We start from the raw sequence: 20,453 nt of genomic DNA, 5'->3' as shown, positions 1-20,453 counted from the left end.
ATTAATCCTTTTTACTAATCTTTTTCGAAGGTCTCGCCGATGGCATCAACCAGTTTACGGCGCACGGTGTCCGGATTATCTTCAATAAGTCCGCCGCTGGCATTTTTATGGCCTCCGCCTCCGAATAAAGAAGCAATGGCCTGAACATTGTCATCCCCCTGCGAACGGAGGCTGAACTTATATCTCAGGGGACCGTCTTCACGGATTATGGCAGAAATTCTGACTGTTTTGATTCTGCGGATAAAGTTGACCAGCTCTTCACAATCACTCTTGTTTGTACCTGTTTTTTCGAGCATTTCCTGAGTGATAAAAATCAGAATTGTCTGTTCGTCATGGAATAACTCAACTTTATCAAGAGCAAGGTTCCATAGTCTGACTCTTTTCAGAGTCCAGTTATTGCGAATTTTAGGAACAAATTCATCCAGCTTCAGACCATGACGTAAAATTTCAGCTATGATCTCCAGCGTTTCAGGACGGGTGTTACCGTATGTAAAAAATCCTGTGTCCGTGGCAATTGCCAGATAAAGGCATTCACCTATTTTGCCTGAAAGTGGAATTCCAAGGTTGTTGGCGATTATGGAGATCATTTCGCCTACAGCCGGGCTCTTAGGATCTACCCAGTTTATTCCGGCAAAATTCGAATTTCCAATGTGATGGTCTATGTTTATTGAGCGGTCGCGGTCTATAAAGTTCATCAGCGGTTCGCCCATGCGTGCGGCATCACCGCAGTCGAGGGCTACAACCCAGCCGTCGTATCCTTTAGGAATTTCCGTCAACATGGGCACCGGCAGTTCAAACCAGTCCATATTAGCCGGCACGCCTGTATGATTATACAGTCTGACTCTTTTACCGAGTGATTTTAAAATAAAAGCAAGTGCGGCACTGGAGCCCAGAGCATCGCCGTCCGGATTATAGTGCGCTGCAATAAGGAAATTGTCTTCCTCTTTAAAAATCTGGCAGATTCGTTTCAGACTGCTGTCCATAGACCATCTCCTCAAGAAATTCATCGTAAATAAAACGCAACTCCGGAACAAATTTCAGCTTAAGTCTTTTTCCAAGACCGGAGCGTAAAAAGCCTGTTGCTTTTTCAAAAGCCTTCTGAGCATTAGCCACGCGTTCTTTGTCACCGGAAAGAGTATAAAATACTTTGGCTATTTTGAGATCTTTGTTTAATTTGACCCCGCTTATACTTACCAGTTCGAGTCTGGGGTCCATACTTTCTTCGAGGAGCATCGTTGCCAGCTCTCTCATTATCTGATCGCCCATTCTTATGGAGCGGCGTGATGTTGTACTTTTCATTTTTTTAATATCCGTAAATGTGGCGGACTTGCGGTCCGGTTTAGGAACTGAATACTTCGGTTTCGCAGTTTACCAGTTCCGCAGGCGAAATGGCTTCAATCATTGAAAGGCATTTAGACATCCTGCTTTCCACTTCTGATGTCTGGTTTGCTACAGTGACAACTGCCATAACCAGACGATCATGAGAATCCTGTGCCTCGGTTTCTGCAACGGAGACATTAAACTTGTTGCGCAGCTTTTGCTTCAGGCTCAGAGCAATTTTTCTTTTGCCTTTGAGTGAATCGTTTCCGTGCAGCCTGAATTCAAGAGATAATACACCTATGATCATAACTACAGTGCTGTGTCCAAAGTTTTTTGCAAGCTAATAATAAAAAAAGAGCAGCTTTTACCGCTCTTGTTGTAACTGCTTTACAATATGCAGTTATAACTGGAAATTTTTAAAACGGGACCGGAATATTTCCGGTCCCGTATAATTTTATTCTAAGGTTCTTGCTATTTCTACTTCTTCAAAGGCTTCGATTATATCACCGACTTTAAGGTCGTTGTATTTTTCGAGACCGCAACCGCATTCGTAACCCTTGGCAACTTCTTTGACATCATCTTTGAAGCGTTTGAGGGAACTGAGCAGTCCTGTGTAGATAACAACACCTTCGCGAAGCAGGCGAACCTGTGAGTTTCTGGTGAGCTTTCCATCCACAACCATACAACCTGCGACAGTTCCGACCTTGGGTACGGAGAATGTCTGGCGTACTTCAGCCTGACCAAGATAGTTCTCCTTGATGTCAGGAGAGAGCATACCGGACATAGCGTCCTTAATCTCTTTGGTCAGTTTGTAGATGATGTCGTAGAAACGGATTTCAACCTCTTCACGTTCTGCAACTTCTTTAACCTTCATTGTCGGTCTTACGTTGAAGCCGATGATGATGGCGTCACTTGCTGATGCAAGCAGTACATCTGATTCAGTGATTGCTCCGGCTCCGCCGTGAACGATATCAACCTTGATCTCTTCAGTTGCCATTTTACCGAGAGCTTCGCTGATGGCTTCAAGAGATCCCTGAACGTCTGCTTTAACAATGACGTTGAGGTTAAGGGTTTCCTGATCAGGTTTGGATGCAAGGAAGGACTCAAGGGTAACCTTGGATTTTCCTGCAAGTTCTTTTTCACGGTGTCTGAGCTGACGTTCCTGAGCAATACGTCTTGCCACTTTGTCATCAGCTACGCAGATAAATTCATCACCTGCATCAGGGATACCGTCAAAGCCCTGAATCTCAACCGGAATTGCAGGACCGGCTGATTTAATTTTTTTGCCTCTGTCATTGAACATGGCTCTGACTCTTCCGTGGAAGAGACCACATACAAAAGGATCACCCTGATGGATTGTTCCTTCCTGAATGAGGACAGTACCTACAGGTCCGCGACCCTTATCAAGTTTTGCCTCGACAATGTTACCGCGTGCAGGTTTGTCAGGGTTGGCTTCAAGTTCAAGAACTTCAGCCTGAAGCAGAACCATTTCCAGAAGTTCGGTCAGGCCGGTTTTCTGTTTAGCTGAAACAGGCACGAATATGGTGTCACCGCCCCAGTCTTCTGGAACGAGGTCAAATTCAGCAAGTTCACGTTTAACTCTATCCGGATTAGCGTCTTCTTTATCAATTTTGTTGACGGCAACAACTATCGGTACACCGGCAGCTTTGGAGTGACTGATGGCTTCACGGGTCTGATCCATAACGCCGTCATCCGCAGCAACAACCAGAATAACAATATCTGTTACCTGAGCACCCCTCATACGCATGGTGGTAAACGCTTCGTGACCGGGGGTATCAAGAAATACAACTTCGCCCCTTTCAGTTGAAACGTGGTAAGCACCGATATGCTGAGTGATACCGCCGGCTTCTCCGTCTGTTATGTCACTATGGCGGATAGCATCGAGCAGGGATGTTTTACCGTGGTCAACGTGTCCCATAATTGTGACGATCGGAGGTCTGGGCTTCTTATCTTCAGGTTTGTCCACGCTGGCCTGAGGAACAAGAAGATCTTCTTCAGAGTAGGATACGTTTTCGATTTCATATTCGAATTCCGCAGCCAGAAGCAGGGCGGTATCATAGTCGAGAGACTGGTTGATAGTCGCCATTACTCCGAGTCCGAAGAGAACCTTGATAAGCTCCTGTGCCTTTAGTCCCATCTGATGGGCCATGTCGGACAGTCTGATAGCTTCGTCAAATTTAATTTTACGCTTTGCGGCTTTAATAGGCTTGGAAGCAGGCTGAACAACAGGTTTATTCTGGTTCTTGCCTTTTTTGCCTCTTTTACCCTTGCGATTGTCGGGGAAATCCATTTCCCTTTCTTTATTGCGCTTGCCGTAATCGTTGTTGAAATCAACAACTCTGCGATCTTTTTTACCCTTTTTCTTCTTGGACATACCGTCTTTAGGCGGTTCTCCGGGGGTATTGGTCGCAGTTTTAGGTGCAGCAGATTTATCCGGGAAAGGACGTCCGCCACCACGTGGCTTGTTATCCTGACGCGGAGGTCTGCCACCAGGAGCACGTCTGGTTCCCTGTGGCCTGCCGCCACCCTTGCCGCCTGCTGTTTCCTTTGCAGCTTCTTTCGCAGCTACAGCTTCCGGGTCCGGGCGAGATATAATTTTTACTTTTGGAGCTTCAACTTCTTTCTTTTTCTTACGTTTTTTCTTTTTAGTATCAGCTTCATTTTTATTGGAAGATTTTTCAGCTGTCTTCTGGGGAGCAGACTGTTTCTTGTCTTCCTTTGCTGTTTTGCTTTCTTTTTCTGCTTCTTTATCTATCGCTTTTTCTGCAGGGGGGGTGTTTTCTTTTTCACTCTTCTCGGGGGCTGCTTTTTCTTTATTTGTTTCGGGGTCTTTTTTAGATTCCTCAGGTGCGGACGGGGCTGCTTCCGCTTCTTTTTTAGCCTGCTCAGCTTTCAAGGCTGCTTCTTCTGCAGCTTTTTTTGCGGCTTTTTCAGCTGCAAGTTCAGCAGGATCAATAACTTTGACCAGAGGTTTTTCAACCTTTTTAGCTGATTTTGTTTTTTTGGCAGGTTTATCTTTAGCAGCCTGTTCCTTTTTAGCTGGAGCCGGCTTTTCCTTTTTATCCTGAGCAGGTTTTTTATCCTGCACGGTTTCGGAAGGAGTTTCTTCTTTTATCTCTTCCTTAGGTTCAGCAGCTTCCTCATCTGAAGGTTTGGAGCCTTTGCGCCCTTTACGGCGGCGAACAATAACGCCGGGCTGAACTTCTCTGCGAACAACTTCGCGTGAAGCACCGGCAAGTGCAGCCCTGATCTTGTCAGCGTCTGCACTATCAACACCGTTACCGCGAGTCTCTATTTCGAGATCGCTTACGGCCTGTTGAATTTCTTTTTTACTAACCCCGAGTTCCGAGGCCAGATCATTTACCCTGATTTTTGCAGCCATGTATTACCCCCTGGATTTCTTCCTCCGGGGCCGGAAATTCTTAAATCTTTCCGTGCACCGGGTGTTGCCGCAGACGTAGTAGCCTCGGCCCTGCATTGTAAAATTGTCATCCGGAACAAGTTCGTTCCCGCAAGCCCCCTCGGCAAGAACAAACCTGGACAGGTCGTGTTTTTTGAATTTTTCCCGGCAGATGACGCACATCCTTTCCGGTTCGTGCTTAATTCGACTGTCCAATCCGGTCAAAAGTCATTCCTTTAATTTATTCTTTATCTTCTGTTTCAGGTTCTTCAGTTTCAGAAGCTTCGGGACTTTCTTCTACGAGCTGAGTTTCCTCTTCAGTCTCTACTGTGGCTTCTTCTACTTCACCCTGTCCGCTTTCAGATTCTTCAGTCTTTTCCTCAAAGGATTCTACGCCGAGCAGATTGGCTGCGGCCTTGATATCCATGATTTTGGATGAAGTCATTCCTGAAACAGCCAGCAGTTCTTCTTCGCTAGCTCCGGCAAGTTGAGATGCGGACTCAAATCCTGCGGATATGAAATTTTCAAGCGGAATTTCGGCAACACTTGCCAGCTGGTCCATACCTTTGCCGATGGAGTTTATTTCTCCGTAGCGGCTCTGGGTAAAGACATCTATTTTCCAGCCAAGCAGACGTGATGCCAGTTTGACGTTCTGTCCTTTACGTCCGATAGCCACTGTCAGCTGGTCGTCAGGTACAATTACTTCCAGAATTTTTTCTTCTTCATCAACCATAATACGGGATATTACAGCAGGTGAGAGAGCGTTCTGGGCATAAACAGCTATATCCTGACTCCAGACAACTATATCAATCCTTTCTCCGCGCATTTCCTGAACAATGTTCTGGATGCGTGAGCCTCTGATTCCGACACAGGCTCCAACCGGATCGACATCACGGTCGATGGAGTTGACAGCAACTTTGGCGCGCAGACCCGGATCACGGGAAACACCCATAATTTTGACTGTTCCATCATCAACTTCAGGAACTTCTCTTTTAAAGAGACTGGCCATATAATCAGGATGTGAGCGGGAAACGGTGATCTGCGGTCCTCTTGCTTCCTTCTGGACATCAATTACCAGAGCCTGAACCCTGTCACCGCGTTTGTAGCGTTCACGGGGAATCTGTTCACCCTTGGGCAGCACTGCTTCAGTACGGCCGAGGTTGATAATCCATCCGGAACGGTCTCTTCTTTGAATAATACCGCTGACGATTTCGCCTTTACGGTCTTTATATTCATTAAATATAATCTGCTGTTCAGCGTCACGCATGCGCTGGATGATGACCTGTTTTGCAGACTGTGCTGCTATGCGTCCAAGATCTTCAACCTTGAGCTTGAATCCCATTTCGTCATCGATGCGGATATTGGGATCATGTGCCTGAGCTTCTTCCAGCGTAATTTCGCTTATTTCATCTTCAACTTCATCAACTACAACTTTGAACTGGTATACTTCGATTTCTCCGGCATCTTCATTGAAGGTGACTTCGATATCCATGGCATCGCTGTATTTACGGGCTACTGAAGAGCGTACAGCTTCCTCAAGGGTGTCGATGAGAACTCCTCTGTCGATACCTCTGTCCTTGCTGATTTGGTCGATAGCTTTTTTTAATTCAGAACCCATTTGATCCTCCATTCCGGCACCTGCTACAGTTTGCAGAGTGGCGAAAAAGCAAAATAAGTGCTTGTGTTATTATTTTTTAAACTCGTGAACGAGTTTGGCTTTTTTGATGTCTTCATATTCAAGCTCGACAGTTTCATCCTGATCGGCAAGCCTGAGTGTGAGTGTGCTGTCTCCGGTTTTTTCGAGTGTACCTTTGAAACGTTTCCGGCCATCGCGGGAAATGCCCATTGTAATCTCTACTTTTCTGCCGGTGTACGGCTCCATCTGCTGTGGAGTGAAAAAGCGGCGTTCAAGTCCTGGTGAAGACACTTCAAGGATATAGGCAAAATCCATAATATCCTCGACTTCGAACATCAGACTCAGGTGGCGGCTGACTTCAGCACATTTGTCAATGTCTACGCCCTGATCGGAGTCAAGAAAGATACGGACTACCGGGCGGTTGGCAGATGTGATTTCCACACCCCATAAATTGAGACCCATAGCCTCGATTTCCGGTTTGATCATATCAGTAATTGTTTTTTCAAGTCCGCCTTGATCCAAAATCGTCTCCGCCAAATAAAAAGTTGAATAAAATAAAAAAAAGTGGACCGAAAAGGCCCACCTCAGCATCAGACAACCCCACATAAGGTCACAATTTGAGGCCTGATGCGGATGACGGGGCAGGCCCGTAATAAAAGGGTTTCTGAACTTCACTGAAGCTGAGTTGCACCCGCACCGAGGACAGCAACGTAGGCACATCACCGCCCAATGTCAAGCCAATTAACAAAAACTGGTTTGACTCTCTCTAACACCATAGCGCCTTAAAATTGATGTTAATCTTATATTTAAGAGGCTTGCTGCATAAAATACAGGTGGAGTGAGTCCTTAGTTTCAAGTTCTCTTGACTTGCACTGAACCTGTGTTAACTTATTATTAATGAAAATGGTTATAGCATCACATTTTTAAAAAGGAAACAGTTATGCCCATAATGACTGATAACATCGTTGCCGGACCGGCCGGACATATAACAGCTCATGATCCCGGTTATTTCAGTGCCGGAGATTCGGGGCATACTGAGACCGGTGCTCCCGGTGAAGTTTACATTCTTCCTGCTACGCAGGGCTTTTTCAGTGATCCCGCTACCGGACCGTTTGAAGTGCTGGATGCGACAAAGGCTACTTTTGATACTGATGCCACTCAGGGAATTATCCCGGAGTCAGTAACAGGTGTTATTGTTCATCTTGTGGGATAACATTAATATATAGGGATTCTGTAAAAAAACTTAGACTCATTTGAGGTTGGCTTATTAATTTAAGCACCTCGTTTTTATAAAATAATTAAGCACTATTTAAGGTCTCCGAATTTTTCGGAGGCCTTTTTTTGTGCCTAAAAGAGATCCCCAAGGCAACCGGGATATCTTGAATATTTGGGGAAATGTTCAAGACGGAGGGGGCGGTAAACCTCGGGGAAATGTTGGGTACGAATACGCAATACCCTAATTAAGGGCTAAGTCAAGAATTAATGATTTTAAAAATAGCTTCACCTGTGAATGTTATCCCTCAAAATTTTTTTGGCCCGCAGCTTGCAAAGAACTGTACGAGATTAAAGCTGGCAAATAGCCATTTCAGGAGGAAAGCCATGCGTGACAGTATGTTCAGCGCACTTTTCGGTGCAATGTCAAATGAACACAGAGTAGATATCACCGCCAATAATTTGGCGAACATTAATACAACCGGTTACAAACGCGACTCATGTGCGTTTCAGGATACTTTTTTACGTTTTGCCCATGATTATGTTGTCGATTCCAAGCCTTTCATCAGGGATAAAGACCTTTTTCCAGAACCTAAAATTATGGCTCGTCCGAGGCTGTCTGAAGAAGTCGTGGATCTCAGTCAGGGAGCCTTGCAGAGTACAGGAAATCCACTGGATCTGGCCATAAACGGTGATGGATTCTTTAAAATTCAGAAGGGAGCAGATGTTTTTTACACCCGTGACGGCAGTTTTGAAATGAGTCCCGATGGCCAACTGGTAACATCTGAAGGCTATCCGGTTCTTGCTGGCGGAGGAGCTGTAAACATTCCTCCGGGCGGAGAGGTCAGCATTGATGAATCCGGTGTTATCCGGGTTGACGGGCAGAATGTGGCCCAGCTCGATATTGTTGAGATTGATGATCCCAAGGGACTCAAAAAAGAAGGAGAAAATCTTTTTTCCTTTGATGGCAATGAAGTCCCTTCGGACTCAACTGTAAAGCAGGGATTTATCGAAAAATCCAATGTTGAAATTGTGACTGAGATGGTTTCGATGATTGAAAGTCAGCGCACTTTTGAAATGTATCAGAAGATGCTCACCGGAACCGATACTCTGGATAAAACCGTAATTGATAAAGTCGGCTCTGTAAGGGCTTAGAATAAATATTAATTAATAAGACAGGGGGATAGAGTTATGATGCGTTCACTTTGGACTGCCGCTACCGGAATGGTCGCCCAGCAGACGCACATTGATGTTCTTTCCAACAACCTCGCCAACGTTAATACTCAGGGGTTTAAAAAGAGCAGGGCTGAATTTGAAGACCTTATGTACCAGACCATGCAGATTGCCGGTGCAACCAATCAGGCTGGAAACAGACTGCCTACAGGTATGCAGGTCGGCCTTGGAGTCAAACCGGTGACTGTGCATAAGTTCTTTTCTCAGGGAACTTTTCAGAATACCGGCAACACCCTTGATGTCGCCATTGAGGGCAGGGGCTTTTTCCGGGTGGATTACAACGGGGAAGATGCCTACACCCGCGCCGGAGCTTTTGAGCTGGACAGTGACGGTCGTCTTGTTACCGCCCAAGGGTACCCGCTTCAGCCTGAATTTGTTGTTCCGCCGGAAACTTCAAGCGTTGTTATTACTGAGCAGGGACGTTTTTCGGCCCTTGATAAAAATGGTGTTGAGCTGGCTGGTGTTGATGTACCTATCTACGATTTCATCAACCCCCCGGGACTCAATGCAATCGGTAAAAACCTTTATCTCGAAACCGAAGGTTCAGGTGCAGCAGTAGAAGGCGTTCCCGGTGATGATCAGTTCGGAACACTTTCACAGGGCTACCTTGAAGGTTCAAACGTTGAGCTTGTTGACGAAATGGTTGGACTCATTGTCGGCCAGCGCGCTTATGAAACAAACTCCAAGGCCATGACAACTTCCGATTCGATGCTTCAGACGGCTATTAATGTAAAGAGGTAGCCTGAGTATTGAGAAGGCGGCATGACGACATTGTCAGGTCTGAACAATACGGGATTTTAATGATGAATATGCAGGAAATAATTACAAGGACGGTAAAGCCATTATTACTTACTGTTGCGGCAGTTGTAACTCTGGCTCTGGTTTTCGGCTCGGCCCATGCTGATAATAAAAAAGATGACTGGAGAATAAAAATCAAATCCGCTGCCGTTACATCCGGTCCCAGAGTCACTCTTGGGGAAATTGCGGAATTCTACGGAAACCTTCCTCCTAAAACAGTGCGGGACCTTTCAGCAGTGGAGCTTTGGAACGCAGCTCCTAAAGGACGCCGTGCCCTTACCGTCAGCCGGGATAAGCTCAAAAAAGTTCTTTATCATTATCTTGGCGAGCTTGTTTCGAAATGCATTATTCCAAGTCAGATACGTATTCAGACCGGTGGCCGCATTTTGTCGGAGGTGGAAATCAGAAGTAAAGTGGTCAACTTTTTGACTCCGAATCTGGCTGCTTTCGACGGTCAGACTGAACTCGATAAGTTTATGCTGCCTGATTATATCTTTTTCTCTGATCCCACAGACAGGCTCTCCGTTGAACTTAACGGAAAGCTGGAACCCGGTCGTAATAATATAAGGCTTAATGTTGTCAGCATAGACGGCAGGGTTGTCAGGCGAATTTCATCAAGTTTCTTTCTTAATCTATGGCGGGCCGTGCCATGCCCCGTCCGTCCCATAAACCGGCTGGAGGAGATTACCCCCGATCTCCTTACCTGGAAGCGTAAAAATATCGCTTATCTCGGGTCAGAGGTCTGGGATGGAAAGGGTGGACCATGGCGTGTCAAGAGTCCGATAGGCACAGGCCAGCCCATCAAGAAAAGCTCTATTGAACTTTCCCCGGTTGTCGCCAGAGGGGATAATGTTTCTCTTGAATATCGAGGTGTTAACATCCGTTTAAGTGTTCCTGCCGAAGTTCTGGAAGATGGCGGGATCGGTGAAACGGTTACGGTACGCAATTTGCAAAGTAAGGTTAAAATTCTTGCTAAGGTTATCAACGCTTCAACGGTAAGAGTCAGGTAATCAACCGGAGGATCGAAATGAAAAAAATATTTTTAATAATTATTGCGGCAGTTTCTTTGACCGCAGGGTGTACTCCGCCTAGGCAGAATCCTACTCCCATGCCGGTGCTGACTACTCCAGAACCTTATGAAGCAGAACCTGTCAATAATCCGGGTTCCCTTTTTGCGGCCTCTAATTCTGATTTTCTGTTTGATGACAACCGTGCCCGGCGCATAGGCGATATTGTGGTTGTAACCGTAACCGAGACATCCAAGGGCAAGCATACTTCAAATTCAAAGGCTGAAAAACAGAATGATACCAGTATGACTGTAAGCAGTTTTGCCACCAGCCCTCTTTCAGCTCTTGATGTTTTCGGAACCAAGGACAATTCCGGTGACGATCCCCAGATCGGTTCTTCCATGAGCAATAAATTTAAAAGTACCGGTGAGACCAAGAACGAATCTTCACTCACTGCTTCGGTCGCCTGTAGAATTGTCAGGATTCTTCCCGGAGGCGTAATGCAGGTTGAGGGAGCAAGGCAGGTCCGCATCAACGATGAAACACAGGTTCTGGTTGTTAAAGGTCTGCTGCGTCAGAGAGATATCGGGGCCGGCAATACTGTAGAGTCAAGTTATCTTGCCGATGCCCAGATTGAAGTTTACGGACGCGGAATTCTTGCCGACAAGCAGCGTCCTGGATGGCTGTCCAGAATTCTGGATAACGTATGGCCGTTTTAAGAGTCAGATTACGGCCTATTCAAGATTAAGTGTTTAAATGGAATTAATTCGGAGGAAATGATGACAACCGGCACAAAAACGAAAAAAGGAACCGCAGGGCTTACGGCAGCAATGCTGTTTCTATTCGTTATGGTTCTGTGCTCGACTTCGGCCGAGGCTGTAAGACTGAAGGATATAGCCGCATTCAGCGGTGTTCGTACTAACGAACTGGTAGGATACGGTCTGGTCGTAGGTCTTTCCGGAACCGGTGACGGAAGCAATTCAGCTTTTACCACCACTTCAATGGTCAATATGCTTGAGAAGATGGGGGTTCGGGTCGACAGGTCGGCTATAAAACCGTCTAACGTCGCAGCTGTAATGGTTACCGCAAAAATGCCTGTTTCATCAAAGCCGGGGTCAACACTTGATGTCACTGTTTCTTCCATAGGTGATGCTGACAGCCTTGTCGGTGGAGTGCTGCTTATGACTCCTCTTAAAGGTATAGATGGTCAGATTTATGCTCTTGCACAGGGTTCGCTTACCTTAGGCGGTTATTCCGCCGGTGGCGATGCCGCTACAGCCAGTAAAAACTTTGTAACTGTAGGCCGTATTCCTAACGGAGCATCTGTTGAACGGGCTGTGAAATTTAAATTTAATGATCAGAATAAGATTACAATTAATCTGGAGATGTCTGATTTCGGCACCGCTATGCAGGTTGTTAACAGAGTAAACGGTGCCATCGGCGGCGGCTATGCACATGCTGTGGATGCTTCAACTGTTGAACTCAAGGTTCCACGCCAGTTCAGGGGAAATATTGTTCCGCTCATGGCTTCACTGGAAAATCTTGAAGTTTCACCTGATGACAAGGCCAAAGTTGTTGTTGATGAAAAAACCGGAACTATTGTTCTTGGTCGAAGTGTAAGACTCAGCAAAGTGGCTGTTGCTCATGGCAACCTTCAGGTTGTTGTCTCTGAAAGTACTGATGTCAGCCAGCCCGGACCATTTGCACCTCAAGGAGCCGAAACAGTTGAAACTCCCCAGACTGATGTGGATATTCAGGAAGATAACAACAGGCTGATGCTGGTTGAAGGTGCAACTCTTCAGGAACTTGTTGACGGTCTCAATGCCATTGGTGCCACCCCGAGAGACCTTATCTCCATATTAAGAACCATGAAAGCTGCCGGCGCACTTCATGCCGAGCTGGAGGTTATCTAAATGACTATCAGCGGATTTGACCCGAAAGCTGCAACGTCCACAGCAGAAGCAAAGGATCTGGTTCAGTTTAAAAGAGAGATGGATTCTCTCAAGGGACGTCTTTCTGACGATTCGACCAAAGAAGAAAAACTTAAAGGGGCCTGCAAGAAGTTTGAAGCTATCTTCATGGGCAAAATCTGGAAGGAAATGCGTAAGACCGTTTCCAAATCAGGATACCTGAAAAGTAATTACGAAGATCAGTATCTTTCAATGTTCGATAAGGATTTTTCTGAAAAGCTGGCTTCAGGCGGCGGAATAGGTCTTGGGGATATGCTTTATCAGCAGCTGCGTACAAAGCTGGAAGATGCCAGTAGAGAAACTCTTCCGGGAACCGGCAATGCCACCGCGCCAAAAACACTTGATGATATCCACGCTAAAGAGACTGCCAAAGGAATGCCTTTGCACAAGGAAGCAGCGGAAGCCGGTCCGGGAATACCTTTGCCCAAACCGGGCATAGAACTTGATTCCTCTGAATTCGGTGTCGGCGGTCCTGTTCTTAGGAATATGGTTAAAGCCAGAGCACAGGCTGCTGCCGAAGATTCCGGTTCGGAAGTAACAGCTAAAGAAAGCAGTGAAAGCTCCGGTCACAAATTCCTTTCACGGCATGAAGCCATGGCAAAAGTGGATGAGCTGGCAAGGAAGATAGAAAAGGAACATGACCAGACTGTATATGGTATAGGCATCACTGCCGACCAGATTGGCAAAAAACTTGCAAGCTCTATTTAAAAGCGGAAAAAAATACGTTTTTTTGTATCGGAACAATATTTAAAAAGCTGTTCTAAAACAAAGTTATATTAAGCGGGAGAAGGGTATGCTGAAGCTCATAAAAGAAAATCTTAATCGCCAGTCAAAGGCTGTAGCCTTGCTTGGTACCCTTCTTGAGGAAGAATTTTCCCGCCTGATGAACAGAAAACCTCAGAGCGTGACCCAGATAGAATTCATCATACAGGAGCTTATGAGGCAGATTGCTTCCGAACGCATGTCCTTAAGAGGGATTATCAAAAGGGTGGACAGTTCTGCTGCCCGCCTTGGTCAGATTCTTCCTCAGCTTGATGATGCGGACCGTGAATACATGGAAGGTAAGGTCGCTGAGATTGATAAGCTTGAACAGCTCTGTGCGGTGCAGGCTACAAAAAACCAGCAGCTTGCCGAAGCTCTTCTCAAGCAGAGCCAGTCTTTGCTGAGTTTTCTCCATAAGGAGATTCAGCCTAAAAATCAGAATGTTTATTCCGCTCGCGGAAGATATGAAGTTTCAACTCCTAATCCTTCATTAATTAACGGAAGGCTCTGATATGGGTGTTAACTCTCTCCTCAATATGGGCACGGGAGCTCTTTTTGCCTCCCAGTCTGCCATTCAGGTCACCGGTGACAATATATCCAATGTCAATACCGAGGGCTACTCCCGCCGTAAGGTTAGGCTTGAGGAAAATATCTCACTTGACTGGAGGCCGGGACAGCTCGGCACCGGAGTCAGGGCCGCTGAAGTATACAGAAATTTCGATCAGTTTGTGGAAAACAGCTATAATGACAAGTCTTCCATGACCAGTAGATGGGATGCACTTTATCAGAATTTAAGCAGTGTTGAGAGCATCTTTAACGAATCAAGCGGTTATGGGTTAAACTCCACCCTGAGTGCTTTTTTTAATTCATGGCAGGACTTGAGCCAGCGTGCTGATGATTCATCTACACGTGAACAGCTTCTTGATAACACCAGAAATCTGATCAACAGTCTGCATTCAATGGAAGATGACGTTGAACGTTATCAGCAGCAGGTTGAAGATTATATCAAGCAGGATATTTCCAGTGCTAATGATATAATGAAACGTATTGCTGATATTAACAAACGTATCAACGTGGATCAGGTTGACGGTCAGAACAATCCTAATTCACTTTATGATGAACGTGCCAGACTGGTTCGTGACCTTTCCAAAATCATGGATACAACCATGGTTGATAATGGAAAGGGCAATATCACTCTGCTTACCAAAGCCGGACAGACTCTGGTAGACGGTGACAAGGCTTTTTCTCTTTCCTACGACGGTCCTCAGTCCCAGAACAACCTCACTCCGGGATCAAATTTTGACGGTGAGGTCTATTTCGATGGCTCAAGTGACTTTGAATACACTCTTGAAGTTACGGATTCAGGAAAGGGTGTCAGTTCCGGTTCCGGTGCAGCCCAGTTCAGGGTCTCTCTTGATGGAGGCAAGACCTGGCTGAAGGATGAGGATGGTAATGAGAGACTTTTCTACGCCCGTGGTGAAGATCAGGCAATAGATGTTGACGGCGTCAAAGTCTGGTTTGGAACCGCTGACGATTCTGCCGGAAACCCGACTCAGAATTTTACCAAGGGTGACAAATTTAACATTGTGCCTAAAAGCGGAGTTTACTGGGTTAGAAATACTTCCACCAAGGAAAACATCACCCCGCAGATAAGTTTCAGCGGTCAGGATGATTCCAAAAGGCTGGTTGGCGGATCTCTTGCCGGTTATCTCACTTTTAGAGACTACAATGTCGGACGTTATAAAGAACGCATGGATGCCATGACAAAGGAAATTGTCTGGCAGATAAACCGCATTCATTCTCAGGGAGCCGGGCTTGAAGCCTATAACTCTATGGAAGGAACCTACTCGGTCACAACTGATGACCGTGCTCTGGGAAGCGGTGCTTCAGGACTGCCTTATGCCGATAAACTGACTTCAGGCAGTTCGGAAATGTATTTTTATAACAAGACTACCGGTGAACTTGCTTCTGCAGCATCATTCGGACCCATTGATTTTTCAAGCATAGTTCCTCCGGGCAGTGAGACTTTTGATCCTTCGCAGCATTCTATTAATGATGTTGCCACGGCTATTAATAATACCTTCGGTACGTATGTCGATGCGTCTGTTGTTAACCATAAATTACAGTTGAAAGCTAAAGACGGTTACGAGTTTCAGATGGGTACGGATACTTCCGGATTATATGCCGCATTGGGACTTAACACCTATCTGAGCGGCAGCACGACCAGAGATGTCGGTCTGAACCCGGAAGCCAACAATAACTTGAATCATATCAACGCAGGGCATGTTAACGGAGCTGGTGAAGCAAACGCCGGTGACAACTCTTCCGCATTGGCAATAATGGAAATGAGTAAAAGTGATATCGCCATCACCACCGCCTTTGACGGAACCTCAAGACAGACTCTGATTGAATATTACGATTCCACAGTAGCCGCAGTTGGTTCTGATACTGCAAATGCTAAATTTAATTACAATTATCAGAACACGCTTGCAACAGACCTTGATGACAAACAGCAGGAGGTTGCCGGAGTCAATCTTGATGAGGAAATGAGCAATCTTATAAAATTTCAGCATTCATACACTGCCGCGGCAAAGCTTATTACAACCGCGGATCAGATGCTTCAGACTGTGCTGGGGCTTAAAAATTAGGTTCTCTTTTTGAGAATACGGTAACGGAGAAGGCTTATGAGAGTTTCACAACGCATGCTTTTCAATACATACGTGTCCAACATGAACAGGTCACTTACTGATCTTGTTGAGACTAATATCAAGAGCCAGACCCAGAAGGACGTGAACAAACCCTCTGATAATCCAGTGGGTATGGCCCGTATTCTGGATCACCGTGAAGCCCTCGCATCTGTAAGTCAGTATCGTGACAATATCGATACCGCTAAAGGATGGCTCAACCTCTCAGATACCACTTTAAGTCAGGTTTCAACCATAATCACAAGAGCCAAGGAAATCGCTGAGCAGGCCTCTACAGGCAGTATGACTGCTGATAACCGTGAACAGGTCAGCTATGAAGTAAGACAGCTTTTTCAGCAGCTTGTGAGTCTTGGAAATACTGAGTTCGATGGTAAAAGCATTTATGCCGGTCATAAAGTTGACCAGAATGCTTTTGAAGAAACTTTATGGATGACTACAAATGATGCCAATGTCAGCTCAAAGCAGTTTTCCATTCAGGGTGCTTCAAGCAAAAGTATTGTCATTCAGTTTACGAATTCCGGAAACGTGGGACATGATCCTCTGAATTACCGTTTTTCTAAAGATGGTGGAGATACCTTTGTCGAGAAGCAGCTCACACCCCCTGATACAACCCTTGATCTTGATGGGGTCACCCTTGATCTGGAAGATAATACTCCGGTAAGGGCCAATGATCCTGACAATACCAATGATACGGAAGGTACGTGGCTCTGGGTCCGTCCCACCGCAAGGTATATGGGTGATGATGAAGACGGTGCCACTGTAAACGGTATCAAGACAACTCTTGCCGGTGGTAATACTGAAGCTGAAGGAGCGTTTTCAAAGAATGTCGTGGTGCGTATTGATGAAGCGACAGATCTTGCCAGCGAGATAAAGTATTCTTTCAGTATGGACGGCGGAACCACATGGACAGAGGGTAACTCCAAAAGTGCTGACGGAACAGCTTCCAACGCTGTTCTCATAGTACCCGGTGGAACTTTGACTATTGCATCCAACGCTGGAGTCAACTCCCTTGCGTCAGGTGCGCAGTTCATAATCAAGCCGGACATGGCCGCAATAGATTTTCAGATTCAGGAAAATGAGACAGTAAGAGTCAATGATGTTGGCAAGGATATTTTTGGCGGTATATATAAAGCCAACGGAGCCAGCTCCGAGTCCACTGTTTTTTCTGATAACAGTATGCTTTTGAGTAATGCTTCACCAAGCGAGAATCTTTTTGAAACAATGGGGAATCTGGTTGCTTTTCTTGAAACAAACAATCAGAGCGGGGTGCAGAAGTGCCTTGCGGACCTGAATGCGTCGCAGCAGCATGTTTTAACCAGAACCGCTGATGTCGGTGGTAGAGAAAAAAGATTACAGGTTGCTGATAACGTTCTTTCAAATCTTGAAATAAACGAGAAGGAAAGAATTTCAAACATAGAGGATGCTGATATCGGAGAGCTGATGACCCAGTTGTCTCAGCAGCAGATAGCTTATCAGGCTGTTTTGAAATCTTCTTCTGTTATCATGAAGATGAACCTTATGGATTATGTTTAGCAGCTGATAAAAATGTCCGGTATATCAGTATAATCTGTTTAACCACAGCAAGGCTTGCGGGAGCTGTTTTCTTTTTTTGCAAAAGTAAAAAAGTATGAAAAGGCTTGCGGTTAGAGTCTTTAGTGGGCTAAGAGATAGAAATGCGGGTGAAAAGTGGTTTCAGATCGCATTACTGAAAACAAACCATCTATTGGGATTACTACAGATACAGAAATATGCTGATTCTGACCCGTAGACCGGGGGAAGCTTTATACCTCGATGACAATATCAAAATAACGGTTCTCAGTGTGCAGGGCAGACAGATTAAGCTCGGCCTTGAGATACCGGAAGAAACTACTGTCTATAGAGAAGAAGTTTACCTCAAGATCAAAGAACAAAACCGTCTTGCTCTTGAAACCAGCCAGCAGGACCTTTTTGCTGCGACCGAGTTATGGCAAAAGAAAGAAAAAAAGTAATCCGTACACGTCTTGGTGAAAGAGAGATTATGGATGATTCCATTATCTATTTTTCCCGCGGGCTGATCGGCTTTGATGACAAAAGGGATTTCACACTCATTCGTGTGCGTGAAGATTCTCCTTTTATGCTGTTGCAAAGTCTTGAAGATCCTAACCTCGGACTTCTTGTCGCCGATCCGTATTCTTTTCTTGAAGAGTATGAGATTCGTCTGAGTGAAGCTGAAAAAAGGATTCTCAGGGTGGATAACATCCGCCAGATTGCTGTGCTTGTCACTGTTACCATTCCAAAAGGCAAGCCGGAACAGACCACTTTAAATCTCAGTGGTCCGATTGTTATCAACTATGTCGCTAAAAAAGGGTTGCAGATTCCTCAGGTTGATTCAAAATATCCAACACATTACTGCCCGGCTGCTGAAGATTTAAAATAGATTAAACTGCTTTTAGCCGGGAGTTTGTCCCTGATTTTAAATTATAAAATCAGGATAGAAAATCTATCTCGTCCCTGACAAGATTCATGGCAGTCTTTTTGATATCAGGGCGATAGGTTCCGTTGCGGACCTTTTCTCTAAGTTCGTTCACCTTAGATTCCCTTGTGTCGGGGGCTTCCGCTGCTGAAAGACGTGCTTCACCAAGAAGTCTGGCCTGCGATGAAACATTTATGGTGTCTGTTGTTGCGGCTGTAGACTTTTGTGCATTGCTCTGCTTTCCGGATTCAGTCTTGGCTTCACGAATCTTCTGGTCGTAAGCCCTGATCTGCTGACCGGTGTACTTGTTTATCTTCATAATCCCCTCCAATGCTCATTCTTTTCTGCCGGATGACTTTAGCTGCATTAACATCGGGCTTTATCAGAGCATGGTTGCGTCAACCTTGTCCAGTGTGATCTCCCAGAGGCGGTTCATTACCTGTGCCTTTTCGGCTGAAGGAAGATCAATTACTCCATCCGGAGTTTCCTTTAAAATCTGGACGTCTCCGCCGTCCAGCGGATACTCGAAATAGTATCTTTCTCCGAAATCCAGTTCCAACTGGTCTACTATATCGGTCACTACCGGATTTTCTGAACCCGCAACGATGAGATTTTCGATAATTTCCCGAGAAATTTTTTCGACCATCTCTCTGCGCTTGGCTTGACGCGAGATGGAAACAGCATCCTGAGAGTCCGAGATCTTCAGGGCACGCCTGAATCTCGCGAGTCTCTTCGCGCTGCTTAGCTGCTTACCGTAAGTGCGCAGCATGTTTCGAATTTCTGCGGGACTGTTAGCCATAAATTGTAATTCTCCTTATTCATGTTATCGGCCACATCCTGTAATGACTTTATAGTCTGATCCCAAAAAATTAATAAATTTTTTAAAAGCTGTGGACGGACAAAGTGTTGTTGAATATTGACCGTCTTTAAACTACTGTTTGGGCGCGTAATCCGGTCTTAATGGATTTCGCAGATATTATGTAAAAATTAAATGATTTTTGAGCGGTCGCTTTTTCCGGCACCGTTTGAGATTACTTTTATAGTATAAAGAATGGTGCACCAGTGTATTTCGGGAGAAGACCCCATGTCGTCAGAAAATAAATCAGTACTTATCGTAACCAAAGCCGGAGGGGGCGAAGCCAATGCTCTTGCTGAAACCATAGCATGTTGGCTTGAAGAAAGAAATGTGCCGTCGGTTATCGTTCAGCATCCCGAGCCTCCTGCACGGGTTGATGTGGTCCGTTACCGCAAAGGGTGCGACCTTGTTGTCGTCCTTGGTGGAGACGGTACATATATAAGTACTGCCGGACAGGTTTTGGATTGGGGAGTGCCTGTGCTCGGGGTAAATCACGGTAGAGTCGGCTTTCTGGCCGAAGCTCCTAGAGAAGATTGGGAAACTGCTATGGAGCAGTATCTTGCCGGACAGCTTGATATCTCCAGAAGAATTGCTTTTTCTTATGAGATTCAGCACGGCAATAATATTGTCGCCAAAGGAATCGCCGTTAATGATCTGGTTATTTCCAGAGGAGCTGTAGCAAGAATTATTTCTTTTGATGTCGGCTGGCAGGGCCAGTGGATCAGGAATCTTCGCGCTGATGGTCTGATTGTCTCAACTCCGAACGGTTCAACTGCTTACAATGTCTCGGCCGGTGGTCCTCTGGTCCATCCCGAGGTAGGTGTTTTCTGCCTTACTCCCGTCTGTCCTTTCCTTAATGGTATGCGTCCCATGGTTCTCCCGGTGACCGACCCGCTGACTATTGATATTTCAGAAACCAGTGGAGATGTTTATCTGACTGAGGACGGAAGAGTGCCGTATCCCTTAAGCAGCGGATACAGAATTATAGTTAATCGCAGCAAAAAAGACCTGCTGCTGGCAAGGATAAAGAAAGATACTTTTTTCGCAAAACTCAGAAGTAAAGGTTTTATCTCGGAGTAGA

The 20,453-nt window shown here is 45.7% G+C and carries 22 protein-coding genes; 13 read left to right on the top strand and 9 right to left on the bottom strand.

The genetic code is table 11. The annotated features are described in order from the left end of the window. Positions 1-14: 14 nt before the first annotated feature. From G496_RS0115890 to G496_RS0115860, 7 genes are all read right to left on the bottom strand, one after another. Positions 15-983: a DHH family phosphoesterase gene (locus G496_RS0115890; RefSeq protein ID WP_027180135.1), complete on the bottom strand. Its 969-nt coding sequence runs from the start codon at positions 981-983 to the stop codon at positions 15-17. After that, positions 946-1,299 carry a 30S ribosome-binding factor RbfA gene (gene rbfA, locus G496_RS0115885; RefSeq protein WP_027180134.1) on the bottom strand — a complete coding sequence of 118 codons (354 nt, stop codon included), beginning with the start codon at positions 1,297-1,299 and terminating at the stop codon, positions 946-948. The genes G496_RS0115890 and rbfA overlap by 38 nt, the downstream gene beginning before the upstream one ends. Before the next feature lie 40 nt (positions 1,300-1,339). After that, the gene (locus G496_RS0115880; protein WP_027180133.1) at positions 1,340-1,627 is read right to left on the bottom strand and encodes a DUF503 domain-containing protein; all 288 of its coding nucleotides are present in this window, start codon (positions 1,625-1,627) and stop codon (positions 1,340-1,342) included. Positions 1,628-1,774: 147 nt separating this feature from the next. After that, positions 1,775-4,723 (bottom strand): translation initiation factor IF-2, encoded by a 2,949-nt coding sequence (gene infB, locus G496_RS0115875; protein WP_027180132.1) that lies wholly within the window; start codon positions 4,721-4,723, stop codon positions 1,775-1,777. 3 nt (positions 4,724-4,726) lie between these two features. Then, positions 4,727-4,924 (bottom strand): DUF448 domain-containing protein, encoded by a 198-nt coding sequence (locus G496_RS0115870; protein ID WP_051295108.1) that lies wholly within the window; start codon positions 4,922-4,924, stop codon positions 4,727-4,729. Positions 4,925-4,982: 58 nt separating this feature from the next. Then, a complete protein-coding gene (gene nusA / locus G496_RS0115865) occupies positions 4,983-6,359 on the bottom strand; it encodes a transcription termination factor NusA (protein WP_027180130.1) in 1,377 nt (458 codons plus the stop codon). A gap of 69 nt (positions 6,360-6,428) precedes the next feature. Then, positions 6,429-6,899: a ribosome maturation factor RimP gene (locus G496_RS0115860; RefSeq protein WP_027180129.1), complete on the bottom strand. Its 471-nt coding sequence runs from the start codon at positions 6,897-6,899 to the stop codon at positions 6,429-6,431. Positions 6,900-7,317: 418 nt separating this feature from the next. On the opposite strand from G496_RS0115860, the gene G496_RS0115855 reads away from it, so the two are divergent. From G496_RS0115855 to fliW, 12 genes are all read left to right on the top strand, one after another. After that, complete coding sequence (locus G496_RS0115855; protein WP_027180128.1) at positions 7,318-7,590, top strand: hypothetical protein; 273 nt, start codon at positions 7,318-7,320, stop codon at positions 7,588-7,590. Positions 7,591-7,976: 386 nt separating this feature from the next. Continuing rightward, the gene (gene flgF, locus G496_RS0115850) at positions 7,977-8,744 is read left to right on the top strand and encodes a flagellar basal-body rod protein FlgF (RefSeq protein WP_027180127.1); all 768 of its coding nucleotides are present in this window, start codon (positions 7,977-7,979) and stop codon (positions 8,742-8,744) included. A gap of 36 nt (positions 8,745-8,780) precedes the next feature. Then, on the top strand, positions 8,781-9,563 hold the full coding sequence (flgG, locus tag G496_RS0115845) for a flagellar basal-body rod protein FlgG (protein WP_027180126.1): 783 nt from the start codon (positions 8,781-8,783) through the stop codon (positions 9,561-9,563). A gap of 59 nt (positions 9,564-9,622) precedes the next feature. Further along, positions 9,623-10,630, top strand: coding sequence for a flagellar basal body P-ring formation chaperone FlgA (gene flgA / locus G496_RS0115840; protein ID WP_245577943.1), 1,008 nt, complete (start codon positions 9,623-9,625; stop codon positions 10,628-10,630). 17 nt (positions 10,631-10,647) lie between these two features. Then, positions 10,648-11,346, top strand: a complete 699-nt coding sequence (locus tag G496_RS0115835) for a flagellar basal body L-ring protein FlgH (RefSeq protein ID WP_027180124.1) — start codon at positions 10,648-10,650, stop codon at positions 11,344-11,346. Positions 11,347-11,406: 60 nt separating this feature from the next. Next, positions 11,407-12,540 carry a flagellar basal body P-ring protein FlgI gene (locus tag G496_RS0115830; RefSeq protein WP_027180123.1) on the top strand — a complete coding sequence of 378 codons (1,134 nt, stop codon included), beginning with the start codon at positions 11,407-11,409 and terminating at the stop codon, positions 12,538-12,540. Then, complete coding sequence (locus G496_RS0115825) at positions 12,541-13,305, top strand: rod-binding protein (RefSeq protein WP_027180122.1); 765 nt, start codon at positions 12,541-12,543, stop codon at positions 13,303-13,305. Positions 13,306-13,390: 85 nt separating this feature from the next. Then, positions 13,391-13,870, top strand: coding sequence for a flagellar protein FlgN (locus tag G496_RS0115820; RefSeq protein ID WP_027180121.1), 480 nt, complete (start codon positions 13,391-13,393; stop codon positions 13,868-13,870). Position 13,871: 1 nt separating this feature from the next. Next, positions 13,872-16,007, top strand: coding sequence for a flagellar hook-associated protein FlgK (flgK, locus tag G496_RS0115815; RefSeq protein ID WP_027180120.1), 2,136 nt, complete (start codon positions 13,872-13,874; stop codon positions 16,005-16,007). 36 nt (positions 16,008-16,043) lie between these two features. Next, positions 16,044-17,597, top strand: a complete 1,554-nt coding sequence (gene flgL, locus G496_RS0115810; protein ID WP_027180119.1) for a flagellar hook-associated protein FlgL — start codon at positions 16,044-16,046, stop codon at positions 17,595-17,597. Positions 17,598-17,812: 215 nt separating this feature from the next. Further along, positions 17,813-18,052 carry a carbon storage regulator CsrA gene (csrA, locus tag G496_RS0115805; protein ID WP_027180118.1) on the top strand — a complete coding sequence of 80 codons (240 nt, stop codon included), beginning with the start codon at positions 17,813-17,815 and terminating at the stop codon, positions 18,050-18,052. Continuing rightward, a complete protein-coding gene (gene fliW / locus G496_RS0115800) occupies positions 18,028-18,480 on the top strand; it encodes a flagellar assembly protein FliW (RefSeq protein WP_027180117.1) in 453 nt (150 codons plus the stop codon). Before csrA ends, fliW begins: the two co-directional genes overlap by 25 nt. A gap of 49 nt (positions 18,481-18,529) precedes the next feature. Here the strand turns inward: fliW and flgM are convergent, their stop codons facing one another. Together flgM and G496_RS0115790 are read right to left on the bottom strand one after the other, a co-directional pair. Beyond that, positions 18,530-18,835, bottom strand: coding sequence for a flagellar biosynthesis anti-sigma factor FlgM (gene flgM / locus G496_RS0115795; RefSeq protein WP_027180116.1), 306 nt, complete (start codon positions 18,833-18,835; stop codon positions 18,530-18,532). A 63-nt stretch (positions 18,836-18,898) separates the two neighbouring features. Then, the gene (locus G496_RS0115790) at positions 18,899-19,315 is read right to left on the bottom strand and encodes a DVU0524 family FlgM-associated protein (protein WP_027180115.1); all 417 of its coding nucleotides are present in this window, start codon (positions 19,313-19,315) and stop codon (positions 18,899-18,901) included. Positions 19,316-19,600: 285 nt separating this feature from the next. Between G496_RS0115790 and G496_RS0115785 the strand changes: the two genes are divergently transcribed. Then, positions 19,601-20,452: an NAD(+)/NADH kinase gene (locus G496_RS0115785; RefSeq protein ID WP_027180114.1), complete on the top strand. Its 852-nt coding sequence runs from the start codon at positions 19,601-19,603 to the stop codon at positions 20,450-20,452. Position 20,453 lies beyond the last annotated feature (1 nt).

Origin of the sequence: Maridesulfovibrio bastinii DSM 16055 (genome assembly GCF_000429985.1) — a bacterium.
Taxonomy (GTDB): Bacteria; Desulfobacterota; Desulfovibrionia; order Desulfovibrionales; family Desulfovibrionaceae; genus Maridesulfovibrio; species Maridesulfovibrio bastinii.
This window is presented reverse-complemented; position numbering and strand designations above follow the sequence as displayed.

Coding starts and splice junctions, on each gene's coding strand:
- fliW (WP_027180117.1), top strand. CDS start 18,028: ATGGCAAAAGAAAGAAAAAAAGTAATCCGTACACGTCTTGGTGAAAGA.
- infB (WP_027180132.1), bottom strand. CDS start 4,723: ATGGCTGCAAAAATCAGGGTAAATGATCTGGCCTCGGAACTCGGGGTT.
- G496_RS0115790 (WP_027180115.1), bottom strand. CDS start 19,315: ATGGCTAACAGTCCCGCAGAAATTCGAAACATGCTGCGCACTTACGGT.
- G496_RS0115890 (WP_027180135.1), bottom strand. CDS start 983: ATGGACAGCAGTCTGAAACGAATCTGCCAGATTTTTAAAGAGGAAGAC.
- G496_RS0115830 (WP_027180123.1), top strand. CDS start 11,407: ATGACAACCGGCACAAAAACGAAAAAAGGAACCGCAGGGCTTACGGCA.
- rbfA (WP_027180134.1), bottom strand. CDS start 1,299: ATGAAAAGTACAACATCACGCCGCTCCATAAGAATGGGCGATCAGATA.
- G496_RS0115785 (WP_027180114.1), top strand. CDS start 19,601: ATGTCGTCAGAAAATAAATCAGTACTTATCGTAACCAAAGCCGGAGGG.
- flgK (WP_027180120.1), top strand. CDS start 13,872: ATGGGTGTTAACTCTCTCCTCAATATGGGCACGGGAGCTCTTTTTGCC.
- flgA (WP_245577943.1), top strand. CDS start 9,623: ATGATGAATATGCAGGAAATAATTACAAGGACGGTAAAGCCATTATTA.
- nusA (WP_027180130.1), bottom strand. CDS start 6,359: ATGGGTTCTGAATTAAAAAAAGCTATCGACCAAATCAGCAAGGACAGA.
- G496_RS0115855 (WP_027180128.1), top strand. CDS start 7,318: ATGCCCATAATGACTGATAACATCGTTGCCGGACCGGCCGGACATATA.
- flgM (WP_027180116.1), bottom strand. CDS start 18,835: ATGAAGATAAACAAGTACACCGGTCAGCAGATCAGGGCTTACGACCAG.
- G496_RS0115880 (WP_027180133.1), bottom strand. CDS start 1,627: ATGATCATAGGTGTATTATCTCTTGAATTCAGGCTGCACGGAAACGAT.
- G496_RS0115835 (WP_027180124.1), top strand. CDS start 10,648: ATGAAAAAAATATTTTTAATAATTATTGCGGCAGTTTCTTTGACCGCA.
- G496_RS0115870 (WP_051295108.1), bottom strand. CDS start 4,924: ATGTGCGTCATCTGCCGGGAAAAATTCAAAAAACACGACCTGTCCAGG.
- G496_RS0115825 (WP_027180122.1), top strand. CDS start 12,541: ATGACTATCAGCGGATTTGACCCGAAAGCTGCAACGTCCACAGCAGAA.
- flgL (WP_027180119.1), top strand. CDS start 16,044: ATGAGAGTTTCACAACGCATGCTTTTCAATACATACGTGTCCAACATG.
- flgG (WP_027180126.1), top strand. CDS start 8,781: ATGATGCGTTCACTTTGGACTGCCGCTACCGGAATGGTCGCCCAGCAG.
- G496_RS0115820 (WP_027180121.1), top strand. CDS start 13,391: ATGCTGAAGCTCATAAAAGAAAATCTTAATCGCCAGTCAAAGGCTGTA.
- csrA (WP_027180118.1), top strand. CDS start 17,813: ATGCTGATTCTGACCCGTAGACCGGGGGAAGCTTTATACCTCGATGAC.
- flgF (WP_027180127.1), top strand. CDS start 7,977: ATGCGTGACAGTATGTTCAGCGCACTTTTCGGTGCAATGTCAAATGAA.